Raw genomic sequence first — 11,023 nt, forward strand, 5'->3', positions numbered from 1 at the left:
CCGGGTGCCGCGCCCCATGCGCAACTCGACCGAGAAGGAGCGGCCGCCGTAGCTCCGACGCCCGGTGCCCAGGCTCAGCAACTCGGGGATCCCGATCTGCCGGCGGAGCTGGCGCACCAGCGCGCGGATGCGCTTGCAATGCGCGTCCTTGGCTTCGAGGTATTCGGCCTGGTCCCGATAGCGCCGGCGGCAGAAGGCCTCGGCCTCCTGCTCGATCGCCGTGACGGTGGCGTGAGCGCTCATCGGGGTCCGATCATCGCAGAAAAGCCCGGCCGCGTCAGGAGCGAAACGCCGACGCTGGGAAGCGGGTTCGGGCGGGGATCTGGCCCGGCGGCGGCAAACGGTTAGCGGCCGGCCGGGAGGAGCGATCCGATCACCTCGCGCATCCCCGATCGCTCAAGCGGGATGCGCTTACCCGATGCCTCGCCGGCACAGCATCGGAACGGTTCTGGGGAGGGGCGGCCGCCGCGCTCGTCCTGCACCTGCCGGCAAGGCAGGAGCGGCGACCTGGGGGGAGGGTCCCGAAAACGAGAACGCCCGCGGCCTGTGGGGCAGCGGGCGGACGTCTCGGGACGCTGACGAGATGCAGTGTTTTGCCCGCGGGGTCAAGCCGGATCTGGCTCGGTCTCATCCAGGTCGTTGCCGTTGAACCGGGCGACCGGCTGGTGCTCGTCGCCCTCGGCAAAGATCACCACGTCATCCGGCCCGATTTCACGGCGAGCCCGCGCATCCCAGCGCCGATGGATGAAGCGCGGGCCGCCGAACACTCGGAAGGCGCTGAGATACCGGTCGTCGCGGAACCCGACGTAATGCACGCAGCGGGGAGCCGCCGTGCTCACGTCTCCCGCCAGGCGCAGATCCGCTGCCCCTCGGAGCCGGTGGCGGTGTGCAGCGCTTCGGTCAGGTCCTCGAGCAGCATCCGGAAGCGGTACGCGACCTTGCCGACCATGCGATCGCTCGCGCCGAGACCGGCATACCCCTCGAACGTCGCGCCCTCGATCAGGAAGCGCTTGAGGAGGCGGACGCCGGTCCAGCCGATCGCCCGCGCCACGGTCTCGTTGAAGGCCTCCGCCTTCGCGGCATCCTCGATTGCGTAGATGATCTGCAGCTCGTGCGCGATGGTCTGGTCTCGCGAGCCGCCCTGGTTCCAGCCGCCGGAGCCGAGACGGGCGCCGGCCTGGCGCTCCCACACCGCCTGGCACATCCGGCCGACCAGGTAATGCGCCTCGTCCAGTCGCCCGGCCGCGCGCTCGGCGGCGAGCAGGTCGACGTTGCGGTTCACCTGGACGGTCATCCGCTCGTTCGGATTGTAGGGGTTCGGCACCACGCGGCGGCCGACGACGACGTTGCGATCCCGCGCGGTGCGGGCAAGGGTGCGTTCGGCGCGGCGGCGACGCTCGGCCGAGGCGCTGATCTTCTTGGAGGTGGTGGCGGTCTTGATGGCCGACGCGGTCACGGTGGTGCCCTCATGGGACCCGGACTGCTTGCCGGGCTGTATTCGCGGGTCCGACGCCAGCGCTGACACTGTCAAGAAAATTTGATCACCCCGCGACGCCGCGTCATCCCACCGTATTCTTGGCCGCAGTGATCTTCGCGATGCCGCGCCGGCGCCGCCGATGGAAGGTGCGTTCCTTCCAACCGTAGAGCTTGCACCATTCGGCAATAGATGAATCGGCGTGGCCGTTAGCAGAGACGATGCGGGCCCACGTCATCACCGCCAGCAGTTCAGGCGTCCCCTTGCCGAGGACGGTGCGCGCGAAGGCGATGATATCGAAGGTTGCCTGCGGGGTCTGCGCGCCCATCATCGGCACCAGCGTGTTGCCGGGCCCGGCGATGACGCCATCGACCCGCAGGATACGCATGGGCGTGATGAGCCACCGCTCCGTGTCCGCGTCCGTCCAGGGTGTTCGGGGAGGATCCGGCCCTTGGACCTGCCCGGGGTCCAACATCAACACGCTACGCTTGAACTCCCTGCGTCGTGGCTACGCGGCGGGCAGATTGCGCCCGAATTGCCAGAGCGGGATGCTCTCGGCGGGATTGGTCAGGCCGCGGGCGACGAGGACGACGCCACGACGTTCGAGGTGGATCTCCCGCTCGCAGATCGTGATGCAGCGGCGCGGGTAGAGGGTGACGAGTGCGCCCGTGCTGTCCGGACGGAGGGCGCCGGCGAGCCGGTGCACGCCGAAGAGCGATTCCGTCGACCAGCCGAGACGAGCGGCGTCCTCGCCCCACTGATCGAGGAAGCGCACCATCATGGCGTGGACGCCGGCCCAGACGCCGAACCGACCGGCCGGCCCGGGCTCGCGCCAGAGAATACCCGGGGCCGGCACGCGCTCCGGGTCGAGCGAGCGCACGCCAGCATACCAGGAGGCGACGAGCGCCTGCGGCTCGGTGAGGGCGAGGGCGGCGCTCATGCCGGCGCCCTTTCCGTGCGCCGGACCCTCTTGGCATCGAGGTTCGCCATCAGCCGCCCGATCGTCTGCGGGTCGGCCGCCTCGCGCAGCTCTGCCGCGGCCTTTGCGGTCTCGCCCCGGCGAGCGAGCTCGACCTCGGCCGCGGTCGGCTCGGCCTGGGCACGCTCCACGTCGAAGGCGTGGCGCTGCTCGATGAAGCGCTTCATCTCCGCATCGACCTTCGCCCGGTCCGCCTCGCTCGGCGGCTCGTAGACCTCGGCATCGAGCACGCGCCGGACGCGGAGCAGGCGTGTCCGGATCGGGATCAGCCCTTCGCGCACCTCGGCGGTGAACTCCGCCGGGTTCGGGCGGAACGAGCAGTTCCAGGGCAGCAGCGTCTTCGCGCTGTCGTAGCGCGCGATCGCCGCGGCGATGGCTCCGAGGGGCAGGCCGTGCAGAGCCTTCACGTAGCGCTCGTTCAGCGAGGCCGTGTTCAGGTCGCTCGCGCCCTTCCCGTGCTCGAAGCCGATCAGGAACTGGCTGACCAGCGCCTCGATCGCGAGATTGTCGCGGCAGGGCTCAAGACGCTGCTCGAGACGGTCGAGAACGGCGCCAAGCTGCCGCCTCTCGTCGATCGTAGGAGCTTGGCTGTGCCGCACGCAGAAGCGCGTCGGATGGCTGGGATGCGCCTCCAGCGACCCATGGAAGGCCTCGATCTTCGCCTCGGCTTCCCGAAGGCTGAGCGTCCGAGGCGCGGTCGTTGTGGTGATCTCCCTGCCCATTCTCACGCTCCATCATCAACCTGCGGATTTCGGCGGAGCGGGCCGCCTGCCCCGTGGGACGCTGCCCACCGCCCGGTCTGGGCGGGGGGTCGTTGCCGTGGTTGAGCCGACGCTTGAGCTGAGATTCGATCCAATTGGTCGGATCGATGATTTCTCGCTCGTCAGCCTCGCGGATGAGGTCGAGAACGACCCTGGCATCGTCACGGGCGAGCCGCATGGCGCTGCCGATGAAGCCGAGCGCGGAATGTGCGCTTCGACCGGTGATCGCGCAGATCCTGTCCACGCCTTCCGAGCGAAGCTGTTCTCGGAGCGGGTTGCGCTTTCGCGAGGGCGGCGCGTCTTCGACCCCGGATTCCGAACGACCCTCAGAGCCAATGGGCTGGGGGTTCCAATGGGGGTTCTGTGGGGGTTCAAGTGTAACGAGCCCGGAACGTGGTTCCGGTTGGTTGGAATGACGTTCCGGTTGGTTGGAACCTGGTTCCGGTTGGTTGCCACCAAGGGGAACGTCGTTCCGGTTGGTGGCGGGGAGCATGTTCAGGCGGATCAAGTCGGACTGCCGGCTGCCGTCGGCCCGATGACGCTTCTCGCGTGAGAGGAGGTTCATCTCCTCAAGTCGCTGGATCGCGGTCCGTACGGCACGGACTGTGAACTCGGTCTCCTCGGCAAGCGCCTCCTGCGAGGGCCAGCAAACGCCCTTCCGGTCCGCGTACCAGGCGAGCGCGCAAAGCACCGCCTTGACGGTGCTGTTCCCGACCTTGAGGGCACGAGCCCACTTCTCGGCCTCAAGGCTCACGACCGGACCTCCCGGACCCTGAAGCCGAGCACGTCGACGGTACTGCCGACCGGATTGCTGGCCGCGGCCCGCGCCAAGCGCTCTATGTCGAATAGGCCTTCTTGCATTGACCTACTCCGCGGCCTGCAACTCGACGGCCGGAGAGGCCTGCAGCAATGCGAACAGGTCGGGGGTCGCCATTGCGCGCGCGGCGGCCTCCACGTAGGTGCAGCCGTCGAGGAAGTAGGCGGCCGAAAGCTCGATGCCGATCGCCCGCCGCTTCAGGCGGACCGCCCGCATCGGCACCGTCATCAGACCGCCGAAGGGGTCGAGCACGGTCTCCCCGGGCATCGAGAACTGTTCGATCGCCCGATCGACGATGTCGAACTGCAGCGGGCAGACATGGAGTTCTCTGCCCTTCGCATGCTGCTGCCCGTTCAGGGTGAGCATGCGGGTGACATCCGTCCACACGTCGGGGTGCCAGGAATGCGGCGGGAGCAGCATGAAGGTCGGCGGCAGGCAGCCGCGCGCCTCCAGGCTCTCACCGATCATCACGTGGTGCTCGAAGTCGTAGACGTTGGAGAGCGAGTGCTCCCGCCAAACCTTGAAGACCTGGTCGGCCGCAAAGCCCTGAAGCTCCTCAGGTCGCAGCAGCCGGTTGCCGCCTGACCGCTGGAAGCCGTGGGCGTCGACCTGCCAGCGGGCCCGCGAGTAGCCCTTCGGCGCCTCGTTCCGGCCGGCCGGCGCCGGTCCGATCTGCCACTCGTCACCGGCCCAGGTCTTTTTCGCCTTCACCACCGGCACGTCGGCGTAGCCATTCGAGCGATCGGTCGGCGGCTTGCGGAAGAGCAGGAGGTATTCCGGCATGCCGGCGCCCATCCGGCTGCCGTCCTTGCACTGCTCGGTCCAGCCCAGGCGATAGGTCTGGTTGTTCTCCCGCACCACGTCCGTGACGATCGTCTTGCGGGCAAGGAAGCCGAAGCCGTGCTGGCGGAAGCGGGCGACGCAATCGTCGGAGAACGGCGAGACGGTCTGGAAGCCGAGCCCGTTGATCCCGCCGGGTGTGATCCGATCCTTCACGTGGATCGCAGCGACCCGTCCCGGCCGCAGCACCCGGAACAGGTTCGGGATGAGGAAGTCCATCTGCGCCCAGAAGTGGGCGTCATCCTCGGTGTGGCCGAAGTCGTTGTAGCTCGGCGAATACTCGTATTGCGTGCCGAAGGGGATCGACGTCACGATGAGGTCGACGCTGTCCGACGGCATATCGGCGGTTTCCTCGACGCAGTCGGCATTCACCAGGGAATAGCCGTCTCCGATCTTCTCGATGCGCTCGCAGCCGATCGACTTCGCGAGAGCCTGAGCCATCGCTGCTTCGGAAAGGCCGTATTTGCGGATGATCTCGCCCATGGTCGCCACCATTTCCTCGTGCTGGCGCCACTTACGCTGCAATGTCCGCAAGATCTCGCGCTCGGTCTCCGCGTAGATGATGTGGATCTCGACGGGCTTGTCTTGCAGGAACCGCTGTATGCGGTGGATCGCCTGGATGAAGTCGTTGAACTTGAAGCCGATGCCCAGGAACACGGCCTTGTGGCAGTGACGCTGGAAGTTGCAGCCGGAGCCCGCGATCACCGGCTTGGCGGCCAGCATGGGAAAGCGGCCGTCCGAGAAGTCGACGATGGCCTGCTCGCGCTCTTCGAGGTCCTGGGCGCCGTAAATCGACACCACCCCGGGAACAGCCTGCTCGATGGCGAGCCGCTCGGCCTCGAGGTCGTGCCAGAGGATGAAGTGATCCTCCGGCGCAGCATCGAGGATCGCCTTCATCGCGGCGATCCGAGCCGGCAGCGTGTCGCGCTTCTCCCGCGCCGCGTTCTGCACGCCGAGGGCGGCATCCCGCAGGAGGACGCCCTGTCCGTCCCGCTCGGTGTCACGGCCGCGCAGGTCGGCCCGCACCTCGTGGTAGACCACCTGCAGGGGCGGCAGGCTGTAGCCCTCGTCCGAGAAGCCGAGATCGGATGGCTTCTGGACGATGAGCCCCCAGCTCGAGACCCACAGCCAGAACTCCTGCTCCTTGTGCGGATGCAGGGTCAGGGCGTCGGCCTTCTCGCTGTTGCGCTTGAAGAACCGGGTCTTGGCCTCACCGACCTGCATGACCCCGAGGAAGGCCGCATAGGCCAACAACTCGATCGTCTCGTTCGGGGAAGGGGTGGCGGTGGCAACGAAGCGGTATGCGACCCGTCCTGCGCCGGAATCGGCATCGAACAGCCGCATGAAGTCGCGGAAGGTCTTCGTCCCGCCGAAGCCGCGCAGGCACGAAGCCTCGTCGAGGGAGGCGGCATCGAACAGGCCGGGATCCAGTTTCCCGTCCCGGACGCTCTCGTAATTCGTGAGGTAGAGCCCGGGCGCGTCGACCTCGGCCGAGGTCCGCACGAAGCGGATCTGCAGGCCGAGCAGTTGCGCATCCCGGAAGAATTCCTGCCGGACGCCGAGCGGCGCAACGATGAGGGCCCGCGCCTGCGCGCCGACCTTCTCCATCACCAGGCGCAGCGTCTCGATCTGGATCAGCGTTTTGCCGAGCCCGAAGCTTGCGAAGAGCCCGCGCCGGCCGCCGCGGACCGCCCACCGCACCATGGCGCGCTGGTGCGGCTTGAGGATCGGGTGAACATCCCGGTCCTCGACATCGAAGCCCTCGCGATGGGCCACGCACACCTTCGCCTCGAGGAATGTGCGATAGTCGGAGAGGGGGGCAGCCGCGTTCATGCCCGCCCCCGCGCCATGCGAGCCACGGCCGACAGGCGCTCCGCCTGCCGGTAGACGTGCACGGCCATGTCCTCGCAGATGACGCCGACGCGCAGCCGGTCGCCGGCGGCCGACATGGCGATGGTGAGCCCGAGGCCCGACACCAGAGCGGCGGTCAGGTCCTGGAGGCGGGCGGGATCGCCCGAGGCATCGGCGATTGCCGAGCTGATCATGTCGTCGAGGGAGGAGCGCGCGCTCATGCTGCCCTCGCGATATGCGGGCGCACCACGCCCCACCGCTCAAGCACGGCGATTGGCTCATCGCGCCCATGCGTGACCACACATGGGATACCGAGATGCTCGCACCGGATGCGGAACCGCGCCTGATGCTCGCTCTCGACGCCCCGGTCCGTTTTGAGCTCGATGAAGCCGATTCGAATCGCACCTCCGAGCACTAGGAGATCGGAAAGGCCGGCCGTCAGTCCGGCTTGGCCAAGGGCGCCCGCATTCGGGATCGCAGCAACAAGCGTTTCGGGCAGGCCAAGGGCGCGCCAATGAGCGATGACGGCTGCCTGAATGGCAGATTCGCGGAGGATAGGGCGACGGGCCATGGCTCAGCCCTCGCGCGTCGGAGGCCATGCCTCGGGAGCGAACATCCGCGCAAGCGAAGGATCGGCCCAGAGCGGGGGCGGCTCGTAATCGGGATGGGGGCGGGCATGCTCGATAACGATGCGCAGCACGGCGGCCGGATCGTCCACGGGCAGCTTCAGGCGCTCGCCGAGCACCAGCGTCCGCTTGATGCCTTCCATGGTCTGGCGCAGGAGCGACGGGGCCGCGCCTCGGGTGATCTCTGCAAGCCCGTCGATCGTCTCATCGCCGAAGTCGAACGGCAGCCCATACCGCTTCAAGATGGCCCAGCGCTCGTCATCACCGGGGAGCGCAACGTCGATTTGGAGGCCAAAGCGCCGCCACAGCGCCCTGTCGAGCTTGTCGTGGCGGTTGGTCGCCGCGATCAGGCGACCGCCGAACGCCTCGATCTTCTGCAGGAGCGTGGTCAGCGCTGCGTTCATCTCGCGGGCGCAGGCCTGATTGTCGTCGCTGCGCTCGGACCCGATCGCGTCGATTTCGTCCATGAGGACGACGCACGGGGCGCCGACCTTTGCGAGGCCGTCGAACAACTCGGCAATCTTCCTGCCCGTGCCGCCGAGGTGAGCATCGACGAGTTGCTCGGCCTGGACGATCACCAGCGGCACGCCGATGCGAGCGGCGAGATGATGCGCGAGTGTCGTCTTGCCGCAGCCGGGCGGTCCGTACAGCAGAGCCGTGCTTCGGGGCTTTACGCCGACGGCAGCCAAGTCGTCGGCGGCATGGATCTCGGCCAGCCACCCAAGGATGGCGGCACGGACCCGGACACCGAGGATCGGCTCCTCGGCATCCTTCGACTCTCGCACATCCACCAGTGGTCCGAGTTGCGTGCGCAAGCGCTGGGCGGCGCTCGCCTCCTCTGCGGCGGCTCGACCGCTCGCGATGCGGGTCGGGGTCATCTCGCGAACGGGCCTCATGCGGAGGCTCCATCGCCCGCGTCATCCGCCGCCGGCCTCTTCTTCCGGCGGAAGGCTTCAGGGATCTCCATGCCGTCGGAGCCCTTGCGGACACACCAGCCCTCGTCCCAGGCGGCGCGGCACGGATCGCCGGCGGCATAGGGATTCGCGAACACGCGCTCGCCGGCCTCCGCCGCGGCGGAGCCTTCCTCGCGGGCCGCTGCGATCGCTTCCTCGCTGATCACTCGCGACGGCGGCGGCGAGTCATCAGGATTCGCACCCTCCGCGCCACCGTCGTGGCGGTCCGGGTCCTCATCCTGGTCTTGTGCGGGAGAGTCGTCGACAGGATCGTCGATTAGATCAAAGCGGCGACGGGCGGCGTCGCCGAGCGGGGTTCCGTCGAGCATGCCGAGGCTGGCAAGGTAGACATCGGCAAGGGCGGCCGTTTCCTGTCGAGCCGCTCGATCGGTCTCGTCCTCCATCATCCGAGCGACGACGAGCATCAGAGCCTTTTTATCGTAGCCCTGCGCGCCGGCCTCATTCTTGATGTCTTTGATATCGCCCCGAAGTGCTCTGATCTCTTCGTTCAGACGGACGATCCGCTCGGCATAGGACCGTAAAAGCGCACTGGCAGATGAGTTTGGTTGCGCCGAGCGCGCACTTGTGCTTCCCATAGGTCTCTCCAGAACTTTCGAGTTCAAACCGCCTGGCTCCCCCTTCGCCGATGGGAGCCGGGCGGTTCGCGTTTCAGGGGTGTGGTCGGCCCGGCGGCAGGCGCGGGTCAGCGCCGGGGACCGGCGATAGCAGCGGGCCGTGATGGTGGGCCGCCCGGGCGGCGAGGCCGCGCATCTGCGCCAGGTCCTCGCGGGACGCGTTCAGCAGGGCGAGCACCAGCCCGATCGGATCCTCGCTCGGTCCGATGCCCGGCAGGGTGGCGCCGAGGTAGTCGACGACGCGCTGCTCGTCCGGGCTGAACGGGCCGCGCTCGGGAAGGGGCAGGGCGCTCACCATGATCAGGCGGCCTGCTGCGCCGAGAGGCGTTCGCGCAGGAGGTAGCCCTCGAGGGCCCAGATCTTCTCTCGGGCCTTCTCGCGGGCGACCCGCCGGCCGATCTGCTCGTCGAAGTTCTGGGCGCTGGCGCTCGCCGCCTCACCGATCACGACGAAGCCGTTGCGCAGGACGAGCGCGCAGACGATCACCGTGGTGCCGTCGAAGCGGTGATAGTCCTCGCGGACGATCGCGGCATCGATGTCGTCGGGCGTGAGCCGAGGCGCGGTCAGGCCCTTCGCCTGAAGCGCGCTCTCGATGGCAGCTTCGTCTCGGGACATGGCAGGCTCCTCTCGGGAAGCCAGGCGGCGCCGATCGCCACCCGGAAGGGGCGGGGTCAGCTCGGGCTTCAGGAGATTCTGCTCGGCGGAGGCCGTGGCGTTCTTGTCGCTGCGTCTACCCGAACCGGACATCTTGATTTTCCTGCTCCTGCAAAGCGGCTCACGGCCGCGGTTCAGCGGCCCGCCACAGCGGCAGGTCGCGATGGCACTTCACCAGCGGCGGACGGGCAGAAGCCGGCTGAGCAGCCGCCGCCGCCACGTCCGCATGCGCGCCTTCAGCGCCGCGCCCGCTCGCACGCAGGACAGCTTCAGCCGCGACCACAGCAGGGTGCGAAGGGCCGGCGATGCGCGCGGTGATCTCAGCGTCATGGGCGAGCTTCCTGAGTTGCCGCTCGACCTCGCGGGCGTGCGCCGCCTCCAGGGCCGAGAGGATGTGAGAGGCGACCGCCTTGGGCGGCCGGTAGCGGAGAGCCCAGAGCTTGGAGAACGGGACCGCGGCACGCTGCGCGACGCGCCGCATGGCGTTGGCCGTGTCGCCGGGGCCCCGCGTCTCGAAGCGCAGCAGGTCGGCGGCGAAAAGCTGAGCGCGGGTGATGTCCGCTTCAGGCATTTGCACTTTCCGCAGATCGATTTTGCACATGAGCAAGTCCGTCCGTGATTTCTTGCGAATACGGACGGAGAGGGCCGACATGCAGCAGGAGGTTGCGGGGATACGCAGGGCGCACAGCAGCGCGACCGCCGGGAGCTTGCCGGCACGGGCGGACGCGCGAGAAGGAAAGGGCCGGAGCCGCTTGGCTCCGGCAGGGCAGGGAGGAAACGCCCCGCGGGGCCACGGATGCGCGGGAGCCGCGCGAAAGGGGACGGCCGCGCTCGTCGTCGAAAACGATGACCGTGGGAAAACCGGTCGCGCGGCCGATCAGCGGCATGATTGCCGCCGATGGGATGAAGGCGAGGGACGCGACGGCCGCGGGTCCGGGTGGGGGATCGCGGCCGTCGCGCTCGCACACGGGAGCGACCGGCGCTCGACCGAGGCGATGGGGATATGATGCGGCGCCCGTCACAGCAGGCCTGCCCGCGCGAACTTCGCGCTCAGGAGCCGGGCCAGCCCGACCGCTGCCAGCAGGAACGTCACCGCGACACCGGGAAGAGGGCCGAGGCCGCACGCGGACGAGATCTGCGCGCCCAGGTAGAGCCAAGCCGCCATGGCGCCGAAGCACAAGGCCAGACCAAGCGCTGCGCCACCGGCGAAGCTGAGAAGGAGCGCGGGGCGCGTCATGCGAGGCGCTCCGCGATCCAGCAGAGACCGGAGGCGCAAGCCTCGACCACGCCGAGCGCCAGGGACGCCGGCGAGCCTGTCAGCGCGGCCGAGCCGAAGCTGAGAGCGGCTACGGTGGCCAGGGTGAAGGCGAGCGCGCCCATGTCAGTGAGCCTCGCTCGTCAGCGCGGCGAACGCAGGCCGGGCGCCATGGACA

General features: G+C 68.5%; 17 protein-coding genes and 1 pseudogene. 1 reads left to right on the top strand and 17 read right to left on the bottom strand.

What is annotated here, in order from left to right:
* The 6 genes from MFF21_RS23210 to MFF21_RS23235 form a co-directional block, all read right to left on the bottom strand.
* A partial coding sequence (locus tag MFF21_RS23210) for a hypothetical protein (RefSeq protein WP_238314951.1) occupies positions 1 to 243 on the bottom strand: 243 nt, incomplete at its 3' end.
* A gap of 362 nt (positions 244 to 605) precedes the next feature.
* Complete coding sequence (locus MFF21_RS23215; protein WP_238314953.1) at positions 606 to 839, bottom strand: hypothetical protein; 234 nt, start codon at positions 837 to 839, stop codon at positions 606 to 608.
* Positions 836 to 1,456 carry a hypothetical protein gene (locus MFF21_RS23220; RefSeq protein ID WP_238314955.1) on the bottom strand — a complete coding sequence of 207 codons (621 nt, stop codon included), beginning with the start codon at positions 1,454 to 1,456 and terminating at the stop codon, positions 836 to 838. The genes MFF21_RS23215 and MFF21_RS23220 overlap by 4 nt, the downstream gene beginning before the upstream one ends.
* 103 nt (positions 1,457 to 1,559) lie before the next feature.
* A complete protein-coding gene (locus MFF21_RS23225) occupies positions 1,560 to 1,862 on the bottom strand; it encodes a hypothetical protein (RefSeq protein WP_238314956.1) in 303 nt (100 codons plus the stop codon).
* Positions 1,863 to 1,982: 120 nt separating this feature from the next.
* Positions 1,983 to 2,414, bottom strand: coding sequence for a hypothetical protein (locus tag MFF21_RS23230; RefSeq protein ID WP_238314958.1), 432 nt, complete (start codon positions 2,412 to 2,414; stop codon positions 1,983 to 1,985).
* Positions 2,411 to 3,175: a hypothetical protein gene (locus tag MFF21_RS23235; RefSeq protein ID WP_238314961.1), complete on the bottom strand. Its 765-nt coding sequence runs from the start codon at positions 3,173 to 3,175 to the stop codon at positions 2,411 to 2,413. The genes MFF21_RS23230 and MFF21_RS23235 overlap by 4 nt, the downstream gene beginning before the upstream one ends.
* Here MFF21_RS23235 and MFF21_RS23240 point away from each other — a divergent pair.
* Positions 3,156 to 3,767 carry a hypothetical protein gene (locus MFF21_RS23240; RefSeq protein WP_238314964.1) on the top strand — a complete coding sequence of 204 codons (612 nt, stop codon included), beginning with the start codon at positions 3,156 to 3,158 and terminating at the stop codon, positions 3,765 to 3,767. The genes MFF21_RS23235 and MFF21_RS23240 overlap by 20 nt on opposite strands.
* Before the next feature lie 12 nt (positions 3,768 to 3,779).
* Here MFF21_RS23240 and MFF21_RS24130 read toward each other — a convergent pair.
* The 11 genes and pseudogenes from MFF21_RS24130 to MFF21_RS23290 all read right to left on the bottom strand — a co-directional run.
* Positions 3,780 to 3,968, bottom strand: a pseudogene (locus tag MFF21_RS24130) (helix-turn-helix domain-containing protein); the annotation flags it as partial.
* A 111-nt stretch (positions 3,969 to 4,079) separates the two neighbouring features.
* Positions 4,080 to 6,704, bottom strand: a complete 2,625-nt coding sequence (locus MFF21_RS23245) for a DNA methyltransferase (protein WP_238314966.1) — start codon at positions 6,702 to 6,704, stop codon at positions 4,080 to 4,082.
* Positions 6,701 to 6,943, bottom strand: a complete 243-nt coding sequence (locus tag MFF21_RS23250) for a hypothetical protein (RefSeq protein ID WP_238314968.1) — start codon at positions 6,941 to 6,943, stop codon at positions 6,701 to 6,703. Before MFF21_RS23250 ends, MFF21_RS23245 begins: the two co-directional genes overlap by 4 nt.
* Positions 6,940 to 7,293: a hypothetical protein gene (locus MFF21_RS23255; RefSeq protein WP_238314970.1), complete on the bottom strand. Its 354-nt coding sequence runs from the start codon at positions 7,291 to 7,293 to the stop codon at positions 6,940 to 6,942. Before MFF21_RS23255 ends, MFF21_RS23250 begins: the two co-directional genes overlap by 4 nt.
* Positions 7,294 to 7,296: 3 nt before the next feature.
* Complete coding sequence (locus MFF21_RS23260; protein WP_238314972.1) at positions 7,297 to 8,244, bottom strand: ATP-binding protein; 948 nt, start codon at positions 8,242 to 8,244, stop codon at positions 7,297 to 7,299.
* A complete protein-coding gene (locus MFF21_RS23265; RefSeq protein WP_238314974.1) occupies positions 8,241 to 8,897 on the bottom strand; it encodes a DUF2312 domain-containing protein in 657 nt (218 codons plus the stop codon). The genes MFF21_RS23260 and MFF21_RS23265 overlap by 4 nt, the downstream gene beginning before the upstream one ends.
* A gap of 73 nt (positions 8,898 to 8,970) precedes the next feature.
* On the bottom strand, positions 8,971 to 9,234 hold the full coding sequence (locus tag MFF21_RS23270; RefSeq protein ID WP_238314977.1) for a hypothetical protein: 264 nt from the start codon (positions 9,232 to 9,234) through the stop codon (positions 8,971 to 8,973).
* 2 nt (positions 9,235 to 9,236) lie between these two features.
* On the bottom strand, positions 9,237 to 9,551 hold the full coding sequence (locus tag MFF21_RS23275) for a Gp49 family protein (protein WP_238314979.1): 315 nt from the start codon (positions 9,549 to 9,551) through the stop codon (positions 9,237 to 9,239).
* Between the two features lie 160 nt (positions 9,552 to 9,711).
* Positions 9,712 to 10,191: a hypothetical protein gene (locus MFF21_RS23280; RefSeq protein WP_238314980.1), complete on the bottom strand. Its 480-nt coding sequence runs from the start codon at positions 10,189 to 10,191 to the stop codon at positions 9,712 to 9,714.
* A 417-nt stretch (positions 10,192 to 10,608) separates the two neighbouring features.
* Positions 10,609 to 10,827, bottom strand: a complete 219-nt coding sequence (locus MFF21_RS23285) for a hypothetical protein (RefSeq protein WP_238314982.1) — start codon at positions 10,825 to 10,827, stop codon at positions 10,609 to 10,611.
* Positions 10,824 to 10,970 (bottom strand): hypothetical protein, encoded by a 147-nt coding sequence (locus MFF21_RS23290; RefSeq protein ID WP_238310227.1) that lies wholly within the window; start codon positions 10,968 to 10,970, stop codon positions 10,824 to 10,826. Before MFF21_RS23290 ends, MFF21_RS23285 begins: the two co-directional genes overlap by 4 nt.
* Positions 10,971 to 11,023 lie beyond the last annotated feature (53 nt).

This window comes from Methylobacterium organophilum, assembly GCF_022179465.1.
Taxonomy (GTDB): domain Bacteria; phylum Pseudomonadota; class Alphaproteobacteria; order Rhizobiales; family Beijerinckiaceae; genus Methylobacterium; species Methylobacterium organophilum.

Coding starts and splice junctions, on each gene's coding strand:
- MFF21_RS23285 (WP_238314982.1), bottom strand. CDS start 10,827: ATGACGCGCCCCGCGCTCCTTCTCAGCTTCGCCGGTGGCGCAGCGCTT.
- MFF21_RS23225 (WP_238314956.1), bottom strand. CDS start 1,862: ATGCGTATCCTGCGGGTCGATGGCGTCATCGCCGGGCCCGGCAACACG.
- MFF21_RS23230 (WP_238314958.1), bottom strand. CDS start 2,414: ATGAGCGCCGCCCTCGCCCTCACCGAGCCGCAGGCGCTCGTCGCCTCC.
- MFF21_RS23270 (WP_238314977.1), bottom strand. CDS start 9,234: ATGGTGAGCGCCCTGCCCCTTCCCGAGCGCGGCCCGTTCAGCCCGGAC.
- MFF21_RS23245 (WP_238314966.1), bottom strand. CDS start 6,704: ATGAACGCGGCTGCCCCCCTCTCCGACTATCGCACATTCCTCGAGGCG.
- MFF21_RS23275 (WP_238314979.1), bottom strand. CDS start 9,551: ATGTCCCGAGACGAAGCTGCCATCGAGAGCGCGCTTCAGGCGAAGGGC.
- MFF21_RS23260 (WP_238314972.1), bottom strand. CDS start 8,244: ATGAGGCCCGTTCGCGAGATGACCCCGACCCGCATCGCGAGCGGTCGA.
- MFF21_RS23235 (WP_238314961.1), bottom strand. CDS start 3,175: ATGGGCAGGGAGATCACCACAACGACCGCGCCTCGGACGCTCAGCCTT.
- MFF21_RS23280 (WP_238314980.1), bottom strand. CDS start 10,191: ATGTGCAAAATCGATCTGCGGAAAGTGCAAATGCCTGAAGCGGACATC.
- MFF21_RS23265 (WP_238314974.1), bottom strand. CDS start 8,897: ATGGGAAGCACAAGTGCGCGCTCGGCGCAACCAAACTCATCTGCCAGT.
- MFF21_RS23290 (WP_238310227.1), bottom strand. CDS start 10,970: ATGGGCGCGCTCGCCTTCACCCTGGCCACCGTAGCCGCTCTCAGCTTC.
- MFF21_RS23250 (WP_238314968.1), bottom strand. CDS start 6,943: ATGAGCGCGCGCTCCTCCCTCGACGACATGATCAGCTCGGCAATCGCC.
- MFF21_RS23255 (WP_238314970.1), bottom strand. CDS start 7,293: ATGGCCCGTCGCCCTATCCTCCGCGAATCTGCCATTCAGGCAGCCGTC.